General features: G+C 38.0%; 8 protein-coding genes. 6 read left to right on the top strand and 2 right to left on the bottom strand.

Annotated features, from left to right (window positions below; translation table 11 throughout):
- Window positions 1–43 precede the first annotated feature (43 nt).
- The 5 genes from ACP6PM_RS33675 (at window position 44) to ACP6PM_RS33655 (ending at window position 6,008) form a co-directional block, all read left to right on the top strand.
- Window positions 44–2,530, top strand: a complete 2,487-nt coding sequence (locus ACP6PM_RS33675; RefSeq protein ID WP_426591202.1) for a GUN4 domain-containing protein — start codon at window positions 44–46, stop codon at window positions 2,528–2,530.
- Between the two features lie 218 nt (window positions 2,531–2,748).
- On the top strand, window positions 2,749–2,979 hold the full coding sequence (locus ACP6PM_RS33670) for a hypothetical protein (RefSeq protein WP_426591201.1): 231 nt from the start codon (window positions 2,749–2,751) through the stop codon (window positions 2,977–2,979).
- Window positions 2,980–3,312: 333 nt separating this feature from the next.
- Window positions 3,313–4,290 carry an ABC transporter permease gene (locus tag ACP6PM_RS33665; RefSeq protein WP_426591200.1) on the top strand — a complete coding sequence of 326 codons (978 nt, stop codon included), beginning with the start codon at window positions 3,313–3,315 and terminating at the stop codon, window positions 4,288–4,290.
- Window positions 4,291–4,453: 163 nt separating this feature from the next.
- Complete coding sequence (locus ACP6PM_RS33660) at window positions 4,454–5,389, top strand: ABC transporter permease (protein ID WP_426591199.1); 936 nt, start codon at window positions 4,454–4,456, stop codon at window positions 5,387–5,389.
- Window positions 5,390–5,816: 427 nt separating this feature from the next.
- On the top strand, window positions 5,817–6,008 hold the full coding sequence (locus ACP6PM_RS33655; protein ID WP_426591198.1) for a hypothetical protein: 192 nt from the start codon (window positions 5,817–5,819) through the stop codon (window positions 6,006–6,008).
- Window positions 6,009–6,535: 527 nt separating this feature from the next.
- Here ACP6PM_RS33655 and ACP6PM_RS33650 read toward each other — a convergent pair.
- Window positions 6,536–7,924 (bottom strand): cytochrome P450, encoded by a 1,389-nt coding sequence (locus ACP6PM_RS33650; RefSeq protein ID WP_426591197.1) that lies wholly within the window; start codon window positions 7,922–7,924, stop codon window positions 6,536–6,538.
- A 321-nt stretch (window positions 7,925–8,245) separates the two neighbouring features.
- Here ACP6PM_RS33650 and ACP6PM_RS33645 point away from each other — a divergent pair, with 321 nt between their 5' ends.
- Window positions 8,246–10,783 carry a glycogen/starch/alpha-glucan phosphorylase gene (locus ACP6PM_RS33645; protein WP_426591196.1) on the top strand — a complete coding sequence of 846 codons (2,538 nt, stop codon included), beginning with the start codon at window positions 8,246–8,248 and terminating at the stop codon, window positions 10,781–10,783.
- Between the two features lie 1,442 nt (window positions 10,784–12,225).
- On the opposite strand, the gene ACP6PM_RS33640 is transcribed toward ACP6PM_RS33645, so the two are convergent.
- Window positions 12,226–14,345, bottom strand: a 2,120-nt coding sequence (locus ACP6PM_RS33640; protein ID WP_426591195.1) for a calcium-binding protein, incomplete at its 5' end; no start/stop codon positions are given.

Raw genomic sequence — 14,345 nt, 5'->3', positions numbered from 1 at the left:
GATTTAATTTATTGCAGTTTTACGATAATTATTAACTTTTAAAATGATGCCAGAATCTACGGAAAACTCAAAGCAAATTATTACGGTGGGCGACCAACCTGCTACAAATGATGAACTTGGTTTTACCCCTTATGTTGTAGCAATGGCTGAGTTTTTAACTCATAAAGATACTAAACCGCCACTTACTATTTCTATCGAAGGTGAATGGGGTAGTGGTAAATCTTCTTTTATGAAACAACTGGAAACTGAGGTTAAAAAGAAGTCTAAAGAATTAGATCGGGAAGAGTCAAAAAAAGTTTGGCAGAAAATTAAAAAAGACCGGATTATTTTCAGCGATGTATCAGATATCTATGAATTTTTTAGATTGAGATTAAAGCAAGAAACTCAAACAGTTTGGTTTAATGCTTGGCGACATGAAAAATCTGAATCACTTTGGGCGACTTTTGCTCTTTCTTTTTTAGAACAATTGTCTAATAATCGCAATTTATCTGATATTTTATATAATTTCTGGAGTTACTTAATTCTAATCCGTAATCGTCTTGACTGGAAAAATAAACCAGTGAAATTTCTCCAGACTTTGGTAATAATATGGTTAATGGCAACTATTATTATTTCTATTCCAATTGTTGTATTTTTTCCAGATAAATTTGCGGGAATTTTTCCTTTTTATGAAAAGTTTGCAGATATTGTTAAAACAGATTCTGAGGGAGAAGCGGAAAATAAAGAAGGCGAGCAAAACACTGATAATAAAGAGGATGAAAATAATCAAGTTTTAAGTTTTTGGTTACAACTAGGAGGTTATGGTGCTGGGTTTGCTGGAGTAGGAAAACTTCTGGCAATATTAAAGGATTTAATTGGCGACCAGAAAATGGATTTGACTCAATATCTTGAGCATCCTGATTATGATAAACAAGTTGCTTTTATTGAAAAGTTTCACGAGGATTTTTCTAAAATTGTTGATGCTTATGTGGGTGAAAATGAGAAGATTTATGTTTTTATTGATGACCTCGATCGTTGTGATTTGGGTAAATCTGCCGATCTATTGCAAGCTCTAAATATGATGATTTCTAATGACCCAAAGATAATTTTTATTTTGGGTATGGATTGGGAAAAGGTAGCAGCAGCGATAAGTTTTAAACAAAGAAATGTTATTCCTTTTTTGGCTTCAGCGATCGCCGAAAATCAAGCACAGGAAAATGAAAGTCAGAAGTTGAGCAAAAAGGTTGATTATGGCTTTAGTTTTCTGGAAAAGTTTGTGCAATTATCATTCTCTGTTCCTGCACCTTCTCAAAAGATATTGGATAGTTTTGTTGAAAAAATTTCAGAAATAAAAACTTCTCCAGAAAAACAAGAAAAACGCTTTTTTTGGATCTCTCATAGTTTAATTGCTGAAGTATTTGATTTTTCTGCAAGTTTTAATGATGGAAAAGAATGGATAGAAAAATTTAAAGCCAGAGTATTTTCACTAAAGGAAAAAGAAGCAGAAAAAACAGAGGCAGATGAGTCTTCTTTTTCAGAACAAAACTTAGAATCTCAAGAGGCTGATACTTCATCTCCAGATTTACCTATTTTCCCAATTATTGAAAAAGATTTAGACCGAGAAAGCCTTGGTCAAGTTATGGAAATAGTTGCTCCTTTTTTTGATTATAATCCCCGTCGTTTAAAACAATATATTAATGTACTGAGACTCAGGATTTATATTGCCTATTATTCTATTGGAGTTACTTTTGCTGAAAGAGAAACAATAACCACTGAACAAATAGCTAAGTTTACTGCTATTACCCTCAGATATCCCCGTCTTCTTTTGGAACTAAAGAATAATCATCAACTACTTGCTGAGTTAGAAAAAGATGCTGTTGATAAATCTATTCCATCAAATAATTCCACCGTACTTAGTCCTGAATCTACAAATAATCAGGAAACAGGAAATGCAAATTATTGGATTGATAATTACCCTAAAATTCGACAATTACTTTGCTCTGAAATGACATTGGATAATGAGCAAAAATCTGGCAAAAAGTATATTTTTGACAATGGTTCGACTAAAAAACTCCTGGAAGTTTCACCACAACAAAGTTTATCTTCTAAATATTTTAAACTGCGTGAATTCCTAGCTGCTAAAAATTGGAAAGAGGCGGATATGGAAGCTTATCGTGTTATGTTACAAGTTGCAGGGCGAGAGGAGAAACATTTCCTAAGAGTCGAAGATATAGAGAAATTTCCTTGCGAAGACCTCTGCATAATAGACCAGCTTTGGGTAAAATACAGTGATGGTAAGTTTGGCTTTTCTGTGCAAAAGAAAATTTATCAAAGTTTGGGTGGTACGAAGGAGTATAATAAAGAAGTATACGAACAGTTCGCTAACAAAGTCGGGTGGCATGATAAAAAAGGATGGTTAGGTTACTCAGACTTATACGCCCCCCTTGCGCGTTACACGGGACACCTACCAATAGTATTGTGGGGTATCGTCTGGGGGTGGGAGGAGGAGAGGCGGGGGTTGTGTACTCTTCTCTCGCGCAGAGACTTGTAGACTTTAACATATAAGCGTTTCAGTATTGTGTAGGTTGGGTTGACGTAAGGAAACCCAACAAAAATCAACGGTGCTAATACAGCCATAATGGTACAGCAAGTTGAGAAGTTTTCTGTTGGGTTGCGCTGTCGCTTAACCCAACCTACGGTTTATAGTATTGTGTAGGTTGGGTTGACGCAGGAAACCCAACAAAAATCAACAGTGGTGGTGTAGTCTTAATGGCACAGGAAGTCGATAAGTTTTCTGTTGGGTTGCGCTGTCGCTTAACCCAACCTACGATCTACTACAAAATGATGCAGAAAATTCTACAGTCAATTCTACTTCCAATATTCGCAGTATTCGCCGCCTTATTAACAGGTTCAGTAGGGTGCGTTAGGCGCTTACCACAAACTACCGTTGAATTATCAAACATTACATTGCGCCGTAACGCACCATTGAGATTAAAGTAGACACATATTGAATGGTGCGTTACGACGGATTGCTCAATCTCTTTCATAGTCAAGGTTTAAGCCGTCTAACACACCCTACAAGTTTTGCTGATAATTTTAAGATAAAATTTTTAGTATTGTGTAGGTTGGGTTGACGTTCGCGCAAGCGTTGCGCAGCAAAGGAAACCCAACATAAGTATCTCCAAAATCAGGTAAAAATTCTAGGTATATGTTGGGTTGCGCTGTCGCTTAACCCAACCTACGATCTACTACAAAATGATGCAGAAAATTCTCAAATCAATTCTACTCCCAATATTTGCCGTATTCGCCGCTTTATTAACAGGAGCCGCTCTAATGCTCTTAGCAAAAACAAATCCTGTAACCGCTTACACCGCCCTATTCCAAGAATCTCTCACAACCTACTTTGGTTTCAGCGATACCCTCAGCAAAACTACCCCACTATTACTAGCAAGTTTAGGAATATTAATAGCATTACGAGCAGGTTTATTTAATCTCGGTGGGGAAGGGCAAATTTATATGGGTGCTTTAGGTAGTGTTGTCGCCGGACTATATTTGCCCAACTTCCCAATATGGATACATTTACCCCTAGCATTGACAGCAGGTTTTCTTCTCGGAGCAATTTGGGGAGCGATCGCTGGTTATCTGAAAGTCGCCCGTGGTTTAAATGAAGTGCTGACTACCCTACTACTAAATTATATCGCTCAAAATTTTGTCAACTACATGGTAAATGAACCACTTATCGCCCCCGACGCCCCTAGTCCCTACACTCCCCTCATTGCCGAGTCAGCGCGTTTACCGATAATTTTGCCGAAAACTCAAGCTCACGCCGGAATTTTATTAGGGTTAGCTATTGCCATAATTTTAGCCGTCGTGTTGTCGTTTACTGCCTTCGGTTATCAAGTAGATGCCGTTGGGCAAAACCCGACTGCCGCTCGTTATGCTGGAATTTCTGTTAATCAGACTATTGTCACAGTTATGGGTTTATCCGGTGGTTTAGCAGGTTTAGCGGGAAGCGCAGAAGTATTGGGAGCAAAATATCGGTTGTTTGAAAATTTTTCTCCTGGTTATGGTTTTGACGCGATCGCCATTGCTTTATTAAGTCGGGGCAACCCACTGGCAGTAATTTTAACATCCTTATTTTTTGGCGTTCTCAGGAGTGGGGCAAATGTGATGCAGCGGAGTGCGGGGGTGTCGATAACCATTGTTTATGCTATTCAAGGTTTGACAGTGTTGTTTTTGGCAATAAGTCTGGCATTTGAAGAGCAAAGAAAAAGATTTAATTTTAAAATTAAAAGTAATTCACTTAAATAGTTTTACATTTATTAAACCTTCCTCTTAGAAACTGTTTCTAAACTTAGAAAAACCTCTCTCCAAACCTCTCTCCTGGTAGGAGAGAGGCTTTGAAATCCCCATTCCCTTGTAGGGAAGGGGGCAGGGGGGTTAGGTTTTTAGGATTCATCACTCAAAATAGGAAATGAATTTATCAAATATCGACTTTTTCTCTGATTATTTATCTGCCACAATTAGACTTTCTGTACCTCTAGCTTTTGCTGCTTTAGGAGGAATATTTTCCGAACGTTCCGGCGTACTTAATATTGCTTTGGAAGGAATGTTATTAACAGGAGCTTTTGTCAGTGCCGCTGTTTCTATTACTACTGAAAATGTCTGGCTAGGAACTTTTATCGCAGTTTTAGCCGGAGGAATTTTAGGCTTAATTCATGCCCATCTTTGTGTCAATTTAAAAGTCAATCAAATAGTCTCAAGTCTGGCAATAAATTTAGCAGTTTCAGGATTAACTGCTTATGGAGCAAGAGTATTATTTGACAGTGGCACAATTGCTTTACCAGGTATTGAAACTATCAATATTTTCGGATTAAAAGACTTACCAATTTTAGGAATATTCTTAAATCAAGACTTACTATTTTATCTACTTTTACTATTAATCCCCCTTTCTACATATATTATTTTTAATACAACTTGGGGTTTAGCATTAAGAGCAGTCGGCGAATATCCTCAAGCAGCAGCAACAGCCGGAATATCTGTTATTTTAGTGCGTTATTTAAGTGTAGGTTTTAGCGGTTGCTTGGCAAGTTTAGGCGGAGTTTATTTAGCATTAGTTCATGTGAAATTTTTCACGGAAGGTATGAGTAGTGGAAAAGGTTTCATTGCCTTAGCAGCTCTAATATTTGGTAGATGGCATCCAGTTAATACAGTTTTGGCTTGTTTATTATTTGGGGCAACAGAAGCTTTGCAATTAAGAGTTCAAGCTTTTAATCTGAATATTCCCTATCAATTTTTAGAGATGTTACCTTATATTATTGCTCTATTCGCTTTAATTGGTTTAGCAGGTAAATCTACCCCTCCTGCTGCTTTAGGAAAAGTGTATTTAAAAGATAGTAGAGAGTATTAATACTTACACTTCACTAATACCTATCTTGAGCTTAAAATCTGTTTTTGATTACCATGATTTTTTTGAAAACAAAGTATTTTTAACTAAAATTTAAGTTTTTATTTTGATCAAAAAACAAAAAATAAGGTCTCAAGCTTTCCCTTTTACAGTGCTTTTCCTACACGGTAGAACACAAACTAGGGACGCTGCATGCAACGTCCCTACAGGGTTTTAGTGATGACAATGTGGTTTATTGACCTGAAAACTGCTGTAATCTCGTTATCTAATATTATACTTGTGTGATAATGATCACTATATCAATACTTACTGCCTCACTTGATAACAACCGGGAAATCACAGATTATTTTACATTCGATCACCGTTTGACCCTGAAATTTAGGAGATGATTAAATTAAAAGCAAAACTTTGATATTAAGAGGTGCATTCGATGAAGGTTAATCGCAGTATTAGTGATAAAAATAATTCCACTGCTGTTGAGGTACTTTATGCCGTGGCAAAAAGCCATTGTAGTGTAGAATTTCAGTTTAGTAATATTAAGAATACAATGTTTCACCTTAATAATTCTCTTTCCTCTGTTTCTAAGAAAGCTTATCAAAATCAAACCTTAACTTACAAATAGATTCATTTATTGGTAATATCAAGTCTCATTAATTAGCCACAATAAAAATTATAGCTTTTGAAGCAAGAATATTTTTCAAATTTTCTCCTGCTTCCTGCTCTATACTCCCCAGTCTCTAAATTTTTGAGGTATTCAAAGAGACATTCTGGATATAAGAGCATCAAGCTAGATTGTTTGATAATAAATATCTCCGACGATAAAAAATGGCGTTGCTGATGCGTGGATACAATTTGTATTTACTGATAATTGCTAACTGAACTTTAGGAAAAAACAGGTTAAAAAAACTTTATACAGCAATGCTTTTACCTGCGATCAAAGGTTTTCCTGGTATATCTAGGTTTCAGCCATTTCAAGCAAGGTCAGGTATTTCCTTTGCTAATACTAGGTTTGAATGCATTTTCACTGTAAAAAATCTAAAAGTCCAACTAAACTGTTGAATAACAAATACTTGAAATTATTCAGTTTTGATTTTCATACCTTGATTCAGCAACGCCTCAAAAATAAAATCAATTATTGAGCAGAAATTATCAATTATTTCTCCCTGCTACCTCTTTTCTGGAGATGTCAACATTAAACTTCTGTTTCGCAACCATCCGCATATTTCCTGGTGGCGCCATTGTTAAGCCCCTCCGAACAGGTTTAATTGCTCGATTAGAAACTAACTTAAGTTCGTACTGTGATAAAATTGTCGCCAATACTAATTTCATTTCAAATAAAGCAAAAGCTGAACCTATACAACGACGACTCCCTCCTCCAAATGGTAAATATTCATAAGGTGAGAATTGTCTCTCCAGAAAACGTTCCGGTTTAAATTGTTTGGGTTCTGGATAAATATCTTCCCGCTGATGAGTCAAATAAATAGGCACTATTGCCACCATTCCCGGTTCCAATTGATAACCCATAATTTCTACAGGTTTCTGAACAACTCTAGGAAAAGCATTCATAGCAATGGGATAAATGCGAAGAGTTTCTTGACAAACAGCGCTGAGGTAGGGAAGTTTAGTAATGGCAACTTTGTCTGAGTTATCCGGAAGAGTTGCTAATTCTGCCCTGAGTTTTTCCCGTACTGATGGGATTTTGTCAATCCAATATAACGCCCATGCTAAAGCTGAGGCTGTAGTTTCGTGACCAGCAAAAAGCATTGTCAGCAGTTCATCCTTGATTTCTTCGTCACTCATAGGATGACCCTCTTCATCACGCGCTTCTAGTAATAAACTAAGAATATCATCAGTATGATTTGCTTCTTTCTTTGCAGTTTCAATTTCTGCAAGTATTAGTTCGTGGAGTTCTTGTCTTTTGCGTAAAAATCTCCCCCACGGACTCCAAGGACCCCAGTCTTTTCGTAAGGAACTAAAGAACAGAAAAATAGAACTGACCGGAGAACTCATGGAGTCGAGAACATCAGACATTAGAAGTCTGAGTCTTTCATAACGTTGTCCTTGATTTAAACCAAATACAGCACCAAGAATTACTTTCAGGGATATTTCTTGGGTTGACCTGCGGATAGGAAAAGGTTTGTCTGTTTGCCACTGACTAATGACATCAGAAGTAATGTTATATATTAAGTCTCCATAGTTACGCATCCGATCGCCATGAAAAGTCGGCATTAATAGTTTTCTTTGCCGTTGGTGGCGATCGCCGTCTTGGAGGATTAGAGAATTTCTGCCCACAAAATATTGCAAAATACCATTACTACCATTTAAGCCAAAAGTATCAGGGTCAGCAGTAAAAATTTGTTGAATGGCTTTAGGGTTACAGAAGTAGATAAAGGGGAACAAGGAGTTAGTATTAGTTCTAAAAACATCTCCATATTCAGAGTATCGCTCCTCTATGGTAGATAAGGGACTAAAAATAAATTTCCATGTTCGGATTCTTCGTTGTAATGGTGAGAGAGCTGGGCCATTAGGTAATGTCATGATTAGTTTTTGTGATATATCTCAGCCTATATTTTATCTATAATTATCTATAAATATTTTCTCTATTCGATGGCCAAAAAATACCCAAATCCTACCATCAATTCTGTAAAAATGATTAAAATTCAATACTTATATTCTCGAAAACCTTTGATAGTTATATACTTTAATTTCGCCTAGATTAGTAAAGGGATATAATTCTATTGGCTAGTCTCACTTCATTCAAAAGTTTCCTATAGAATAACTCCTGTGTGGCAAAGCTATTCAGTCTATCCACCTTTCTACTGAAATAAAATTGATGACAGTAAAACTTAAGGAGCGCTAATGAATCAACCCATCAACCCCACTACTGAAAATCAAATTCGGGTAGAAGACGATCGCACAGGCATGAGTGTCACTACTCTCAGACGTGCCCTAGCTGATAACCTGTTTTATTTGCAAGGGACTTATGAGTCAATGGCCAAACAGGATGATTTCTACCGAGCTCTGGCCTATACTATTCGCGATCGCCTACTCCAACGGTTTCTTTCGACAATTCGTACCTACAATGAGAAAGATGTTAAAGTAGTATATTACTTATCGGCCGAATTTCTCATGGGTCGTCACCTAGGTAATAGTTTGATTAATCTAGGCATATATGAAGAAATTCGTCAAGCAATTAGCCAATCTGGACTTAACTTGGATGAACTACTAGAACAAGAAGACGATCCAGGTTTAGGAAATGGGGGTTTGGGTAGGTTAGCAGCTTGTTTTTTGGACTCTCTAGCTACCCTGGAAATTCCCGCAATGGGTCATGGCATTCGCTATGAGTTTGGCATTTTCACCCAAACTGTACAAGATGGTTGGCAAGCTGAAATTCCTGATAAGTGGCTGCGCTTTGGTAACCCCTGGGAAATAGCTCGTCCAGCAGAACAGGTAGAAGTCAAGTTTGGTGGTATCACAGAAGGATATCATGATGACAAAGGCCACTATCGAGTAACATGGGTTCCGGGTGAAACTGTCATTGGTATCCCTTATGATACTCCTGTTCCTGGCTATAAAGTGAATACAGTTAATCCGCTACGTCTGTGGCGTGCAGAAGCTAGTGTAGATTTTAAGTTTGAAGAGTTCAATTCTGGAAACTACGATGGCGCAGTAGCAGAAAAAATGAGTTCGGAGACTATATCAAAAGTTCTCTATCCTAATGATAATACTCCCCAAGGTAAGGAACTCCGACTGAAACAGCAATATTTCTTTGTTTCGTGTGCTTTGCAAGACATCATCCGCAGGCATTTATTGCAGAACCAAAACTTAGATAACTTAAGCGATAAAACAGCAATTCAGTTAAATGATACTCACCCTGCTGTTGCTATTGCAGAAATGATGCGATTGTTCATTGATGAGTATGATATGGACTGGGAGCGTGCGTGGCATATTACTCAACATACTTTTGCCTACACTAACCATACCTTATTACCAGAAGCGTTAGAACGTTGGGGAATTAGTTTGTTTGGTAGTCTGCTACCTCGCCACTTAGAGATTATCTATGAAATTAACCACCGCTTCATAGAGCAAGTGAAAACTTGGTATCCTAAAGATAAGGAATTAATTTCTCGTGTATCTATAATTGAGGAAACACCAGAAAAATCGGTTCGGATGGCTAATTTAGCGACTGTGGGTAGTCATGCTGTGAATGGGGTAGCAGCTCTACACACAGAATTGCTGAAAAAAGGTGTACTCAAAGATTTCTACAAACTTTTTCCAGAAAAGTTCCTCAATAAAACTAATGGCGTGACTCCTCGCCGTTGGATTTTATTGAGTAATCCTAAACTTTCTGCGTTATTTTCTGAGAAATTAGGAGATAGTTGGTTGCGAGATTTAGATCAACTAAGGCAACTAGAAAAATATGTTGATGACGTAGAATTTTGTAAGCGTTGGCAACAAATTAAGCAGGAGAATAAAGCTAACCTGGCAGAGCACATTTTAAAGCATAATCGGATTGAGGTGGATACTAATTCTCTGTTTGATATTCAGGTCAAACGTATCCATGAGTATAAACGGCAACATTTGGATTTATTCCACATCATTACTCTTTACAACCGCATTAAGCAAAATCCTAATATTGATATTCAACCTCGGACATTCATTTTTGGTGGCAAGGCAGCTCCTGGTTACTACATGGCTAAGTTAATTATTAAATTGACGAATGCTGTTGCTGATGTAGTTAACAATGACCCTGATGTGCGTGGTCGTCTGAAAGTAGTTTTCTTAGCTAACTTTAATGCTTCATTAGGTCAGTTAATTTATCCTGCTGCCGATTTATCAGAGCAAATTTCTACTGCTGGCAAAGAGGCATCGGGAACTGGTAATATGAAGTTTGCCATGAATGGAGCAATGACTATTGGTACTCTTGACGGAGCTAATATTGAGATTCGTGAAGAAGTGGGAGCAGAAAATTTCTTCCTATTTGGTCTAACTGCTGAAGAAGTTTTCGATTTGAAGGCCAAGGGTTATAAACCTTTGGATTACTATAATAGAAATCCAGAGTTAAAGGCTGTAATCGATCGGATTGCTAGTGGTCGGTTTAGCAAAGGCAATCCTAATCTATTCAAACCTCTGATTGATTCTCTACTGTACAACGATCAATATATGCTATTAGCTGACTATCAAGCTTATATTGAATGTCAGGAACGGGTTAGTCAAGCTTTCCAAGACAAAGAAAAATGGACAAAAATGTCTATTTATAATTCTGTTCGCATGGGTAAATTTTCTTCCGATCGGACGATTATGGAGTATGCGAAAGAGATTTGGGGAGCAACACCTGTGAAGATTAGTCAAGAAACGTATACTCAAGATAATGCTGGTTTGAAGGTAGATAATTAATTGCTGGAATTTTTAAGCTTGAGGCATCAAGTATCAAAAATTATGTGATTTGAGTTAATGTGATGAAGAGACGTTCCTGGTAACGTCTCTTTATTATTATCAGGACTATTTGATGTCTGGATAAGAGCGCGATAGAACTCAGTTCCGCTGACGCCTTTCATGTCGCGTTTGCCTTAGCATGACCTAGGAAAGCGAAACAAAAAATTTTTGTTTGTAGTAGTGCTTTTAGCCCTAAGATAGATAGATATTGCTCAAGCCCTACTACGAGCTTTAATTATAATACCAATTTCATCAACTTAGGCTACACTACTTATCTTATATCAAGTCTCATTAATTAGCCATAATAAAAATCTTTTCTCTGATAAATTTCTCCCTGTTCCCAGTTAAGTGTTCCCAGTTAAGTGTTCCCTGTTCCCTCAATTTTTTATTGTGGGTATTCAAAGAGACATGATATTATACTTTATCAGGACTTACGCAAATTGACTGTCAAACCACCATCTGTAGGGGCGAATGGTATTCGCCCTCACTATATGTAGAGTCTCTGCGTAATATTATGTTCGGTTAAATAGTTATTATAATTAAAGTTCGTAGTATAGCTCTCAGCCCGAACTTATAGATAGGGCTGAGAGCTATACTACAAACAAAAACTATTATAAGTGATTATCCGAACATGATATAAGTCCTATTTATGTGAAATAATTTGCTGAAATTACTGTAACCCACATTCCGCAGATCTCAATATATCTTTATATCTCTTTACACTTGCAAAATTCTTCAAACGATAAAAGGTTCTTACAGAGATTGCGATCGCTAATTTTCCTAGTTTTATGAGAATTTTAGTAATAAATATTTACATTCAAGGATTTTACACCTAATAGCTGAAACACTTATTGGCTAAGACTTACAAGCAAAATATAAATTTTACTTATCAATTAAATGTTAAGAAGTGCGGAATGTGGGCTGTAACATCAAAGTTTTGAGCATATAAAATCTTACTTTTAACTTTTGTAGGGGCGAATGGCCATTCGCCCCTACGACTTTTGACTTCTGTGAAACAGTATAACTATTCAACCGGATATGATATTACAATATTGTCACAATTGGTCGTCGGTGCGTGGCACTACAAACAGTTATTTACTGTACAACATTCATCAAAGTGTCATATCATGTCCGCTAGTATCGTTTGTGTAAACCCAAGAGTGAATATCAACAAAAAATTTAAGTTTTTTTGGACTTTTAAGTCCTGTATTCTAGATTACTATTGCCTTCTTCCCTCTTCACTTCTTCCCTCTTCCTTCTTCCTTACCTTTACAATACCTATGCTACCGGACTTGATATCACACACCCTACACTTATAAATGTGCCAGTTGCGTAAGTCCTAATAGGGAATAAGTTTTCCAACCCTACTCCCTATTTTCTATTCCTTACTCCCTATTCCTTGATTAGATCATTAAGGAATCACTCAGAGTAGTGAACCGAGTTGCTATTTGCTCTGAGGTTGCAGATAAATTTTCTAAAGTGACTAAAAGTTGATCGTTCAAGAAAATTGAAATGTTACTATCAACAGTTTCAACAGTTAAACTTTGTTCATCGGTATTTAATCCATTAGCTAATACAAGGAAGTCTTGATTAATATCGAAGTCAGTAATAACATCTAGTCCTTGGTCAAAGTTGAGCAGGAAGCGATCGCTACCACTACCTCCAGATAAAGTATTATCACCTTCCCCTCCATACAAGAAATCGTCACCTGCTTCTCCTAAAAGAGAGTCGTTTCCTGACGATCCAAACAAGGTATCATTATCGGTACCTCCTAACAAACTATCATTACCTTCCTCTCCATACAATGTATCCTGACCTTGATTACCAAATATTAGGTCGTCTCCTATACCACCAAATAACTGGTCTTGCTGACCTTCCGTCCCTAATGGTGCTACAAGTTCGGGGTTGTCACCATACATAGTATCATTGCCTTCACAACCACATAGGGTATCATTACCTTGATCCCCAAACATCAAGTCGTCCCCTAACCGACCATACATCAAGTCATCATCTTTACCACCTCGTGAAGTATCATCGCCTTCACCACTAATGATAGTGTCATTAGCATAGTTACCACTAAGGAAATCATTTCCGGCACCACCATCAATGTAGTCTTCTCCTAATACATCACCATCAATAACACTATTATTGCCACCAAAAATACTGTCATCTCCGTCTTCACCTAAAAGAGTATCGTTTCCTTTATCTCCAAGGATTAAATCATTATCTTTACCTCCATAAATGAAATCATTTCCCTTACCTCCGTTCATTAAATCATCTCCACGACTGCCTTGCATAATATCGTTACCGCGACCGCCATAAACAGAATCTTCTCCGATGTCCTCTTCTAATGAACTTGAGCTAGGATCGGCAACAATTTGGTCATCCCCATTTTCACCCATAAGTAGGTCGTTACCTTCCTGTCCAAACATAGTGTCATCACCTTTACCACCACGGAGTTCATCATCATCCTTACCGCCCATGAGCATATCGTTGTAGCGGTTACCATTGAGGTAATCATTCCCCCTGCCACCGTTCATAAAATCGCTGCCTGTGGAGTCTTTGTCGTTACCACCAGGAGTACCACCCCATAAGATATCGTTACCTTTATCACCTAATAGGGTATCGCTGCCGATATCACCATATATCTTATCATCATCCTTACCTCCACGACCTGTATCGTCACCTTTTCCAGCGTAGATATCATCATTTTGTTCTTTACCATTAATAAAGTCAGATTCACGCTTAGCAAAAATTGAGTCATTTCCCAGACCACCAAACATGGTGTCACTATCTTTAGAACCTTCCATAAAATCGTCGCCTTCCAAACCATCAATAGCAAGACCAGTTCGATTTAGGTTACTACTTTGAATAACTTCGCCGTCTTCTGTACCGAAGAAAAAGTCTTCAAATTGATTGGAATTAAGAACTAGAGAAGGTACAACAGGTAAATCTACAAGTTCTATAGTTGGAGGTGGAGGACAAGAATGGTCATCATCTATTGGTTCTGGAGTTGGTTCTGGAGTTGGTTCTGGAGTAGGCTCTGGCGTTGGTTCTGGAGTCGGTTCTGGAGTCGGTTCTGGAGTCGGTTCTGGAGTCGGTTCTGGCGTTGGTTCTGGCGTTGGTTCTGGAGTCGGTTCTGGAGTCGGTTCTGGAGTAGGCTCTGGAGTAGGCTCTGGAGTAGGCTCTGGAGTAGGCTCTGGAGTAGGCGGAGTAGGCTCTGGAGTAGGCTCTGGAGTTGGTTCTGGAGTTGGTTCTGGAGTAGGTTCTGGAGTTGGTTCTGGAGTTGGTTCTGGAGTAGGTTCTGGCGTTGGTTCTGGCGTTGGTTCTGGCGTTGGTTCTGGCGTTGGCTCTGGCGTTGGTTCTGGCGTTGGTTCTGGCGTTGGTTCTGGCGTTGGTTCTGGGGTTGGTTCTGGGGTAGAGGCTACATCTACAGAAATGTCAGCGGGTGCTAAGGGGTTCCCGTTCGGGTCTTGTGCTACATAAGGAATTGTTGCTGTACCCTCGAAACCATCAATGGGGG

This window comes from Dapis brunnea BLCC-M229, from assembly GCF_050015995.1.
In the GTDB taxonomy this organism is placed as follows: domain Bacteria; phylum Cyanobacteriota; class Cyanobacteriia; order Cyanobacteriales; family Microcoleaceae; genus Trichodesmium.
The sequence above is the reverse complement of the archived record's forward strand: the minus strand, read 5'-3'. Positions and strand labels throughout refer to the sequence as shown.

What these genes read in the sequence shown, in the direction of transcription:
- ACP6PM_RS33675 (WP_426591202.1), top strand. Translation starts at nt 44, where the DNA reads ATGATGCCAGAATCTACGGAAAACTCAAAGCAAATTATTACGGTGGGC.
- ACP6PM_RS33645 (WP_426591196.1), top strand. Translation starts at nt 8,246, where the DNA reads ATGAATCAACCCATCAACCCCACTACTGAAAATCAAATTCGGGTAGAA.
- ACP6PM_RS33660 (WP_426591199.1), top strand. Translation starts at nt 4,454, where the DNA reads ATGAATTTATCAAATATCGACTTTTTCTCTGATTATTTATCTGCCACA.
- ACP6PM_RS33670 (WP_426591201.1), top strand. Translation starts at nt 2,749, where the DNA reads ATGGCACAGGAAGTCGATAAGTTTTCTGTTGGGTTGCGCTGTCGCTTA.
- ACP6PM_RS33650 (WP_426591197.1), bottom strand. Translation starts at nt 7,924, where the DNA reads ATGACATTACCTAATGGCCCAGCTCTCTCACCATTACAACGAAGAATC.
- ACP6PM_RS33665 (WP_426591200.1), top strand. Translation starts at nt 3,313, where the DNA reads ATGCTCTTAGCAAAAACAAATCCTGTAACCGCTTACACCGCCCTATTC.
- ACP6PM_RS33655 (WP_426591198.1), top strand. Translation starts at nt 5,817, where the DNA reads ATGAAGGTTAATCGCAGTATTAGTGATAAAAATAATTCCACTGCTGTT.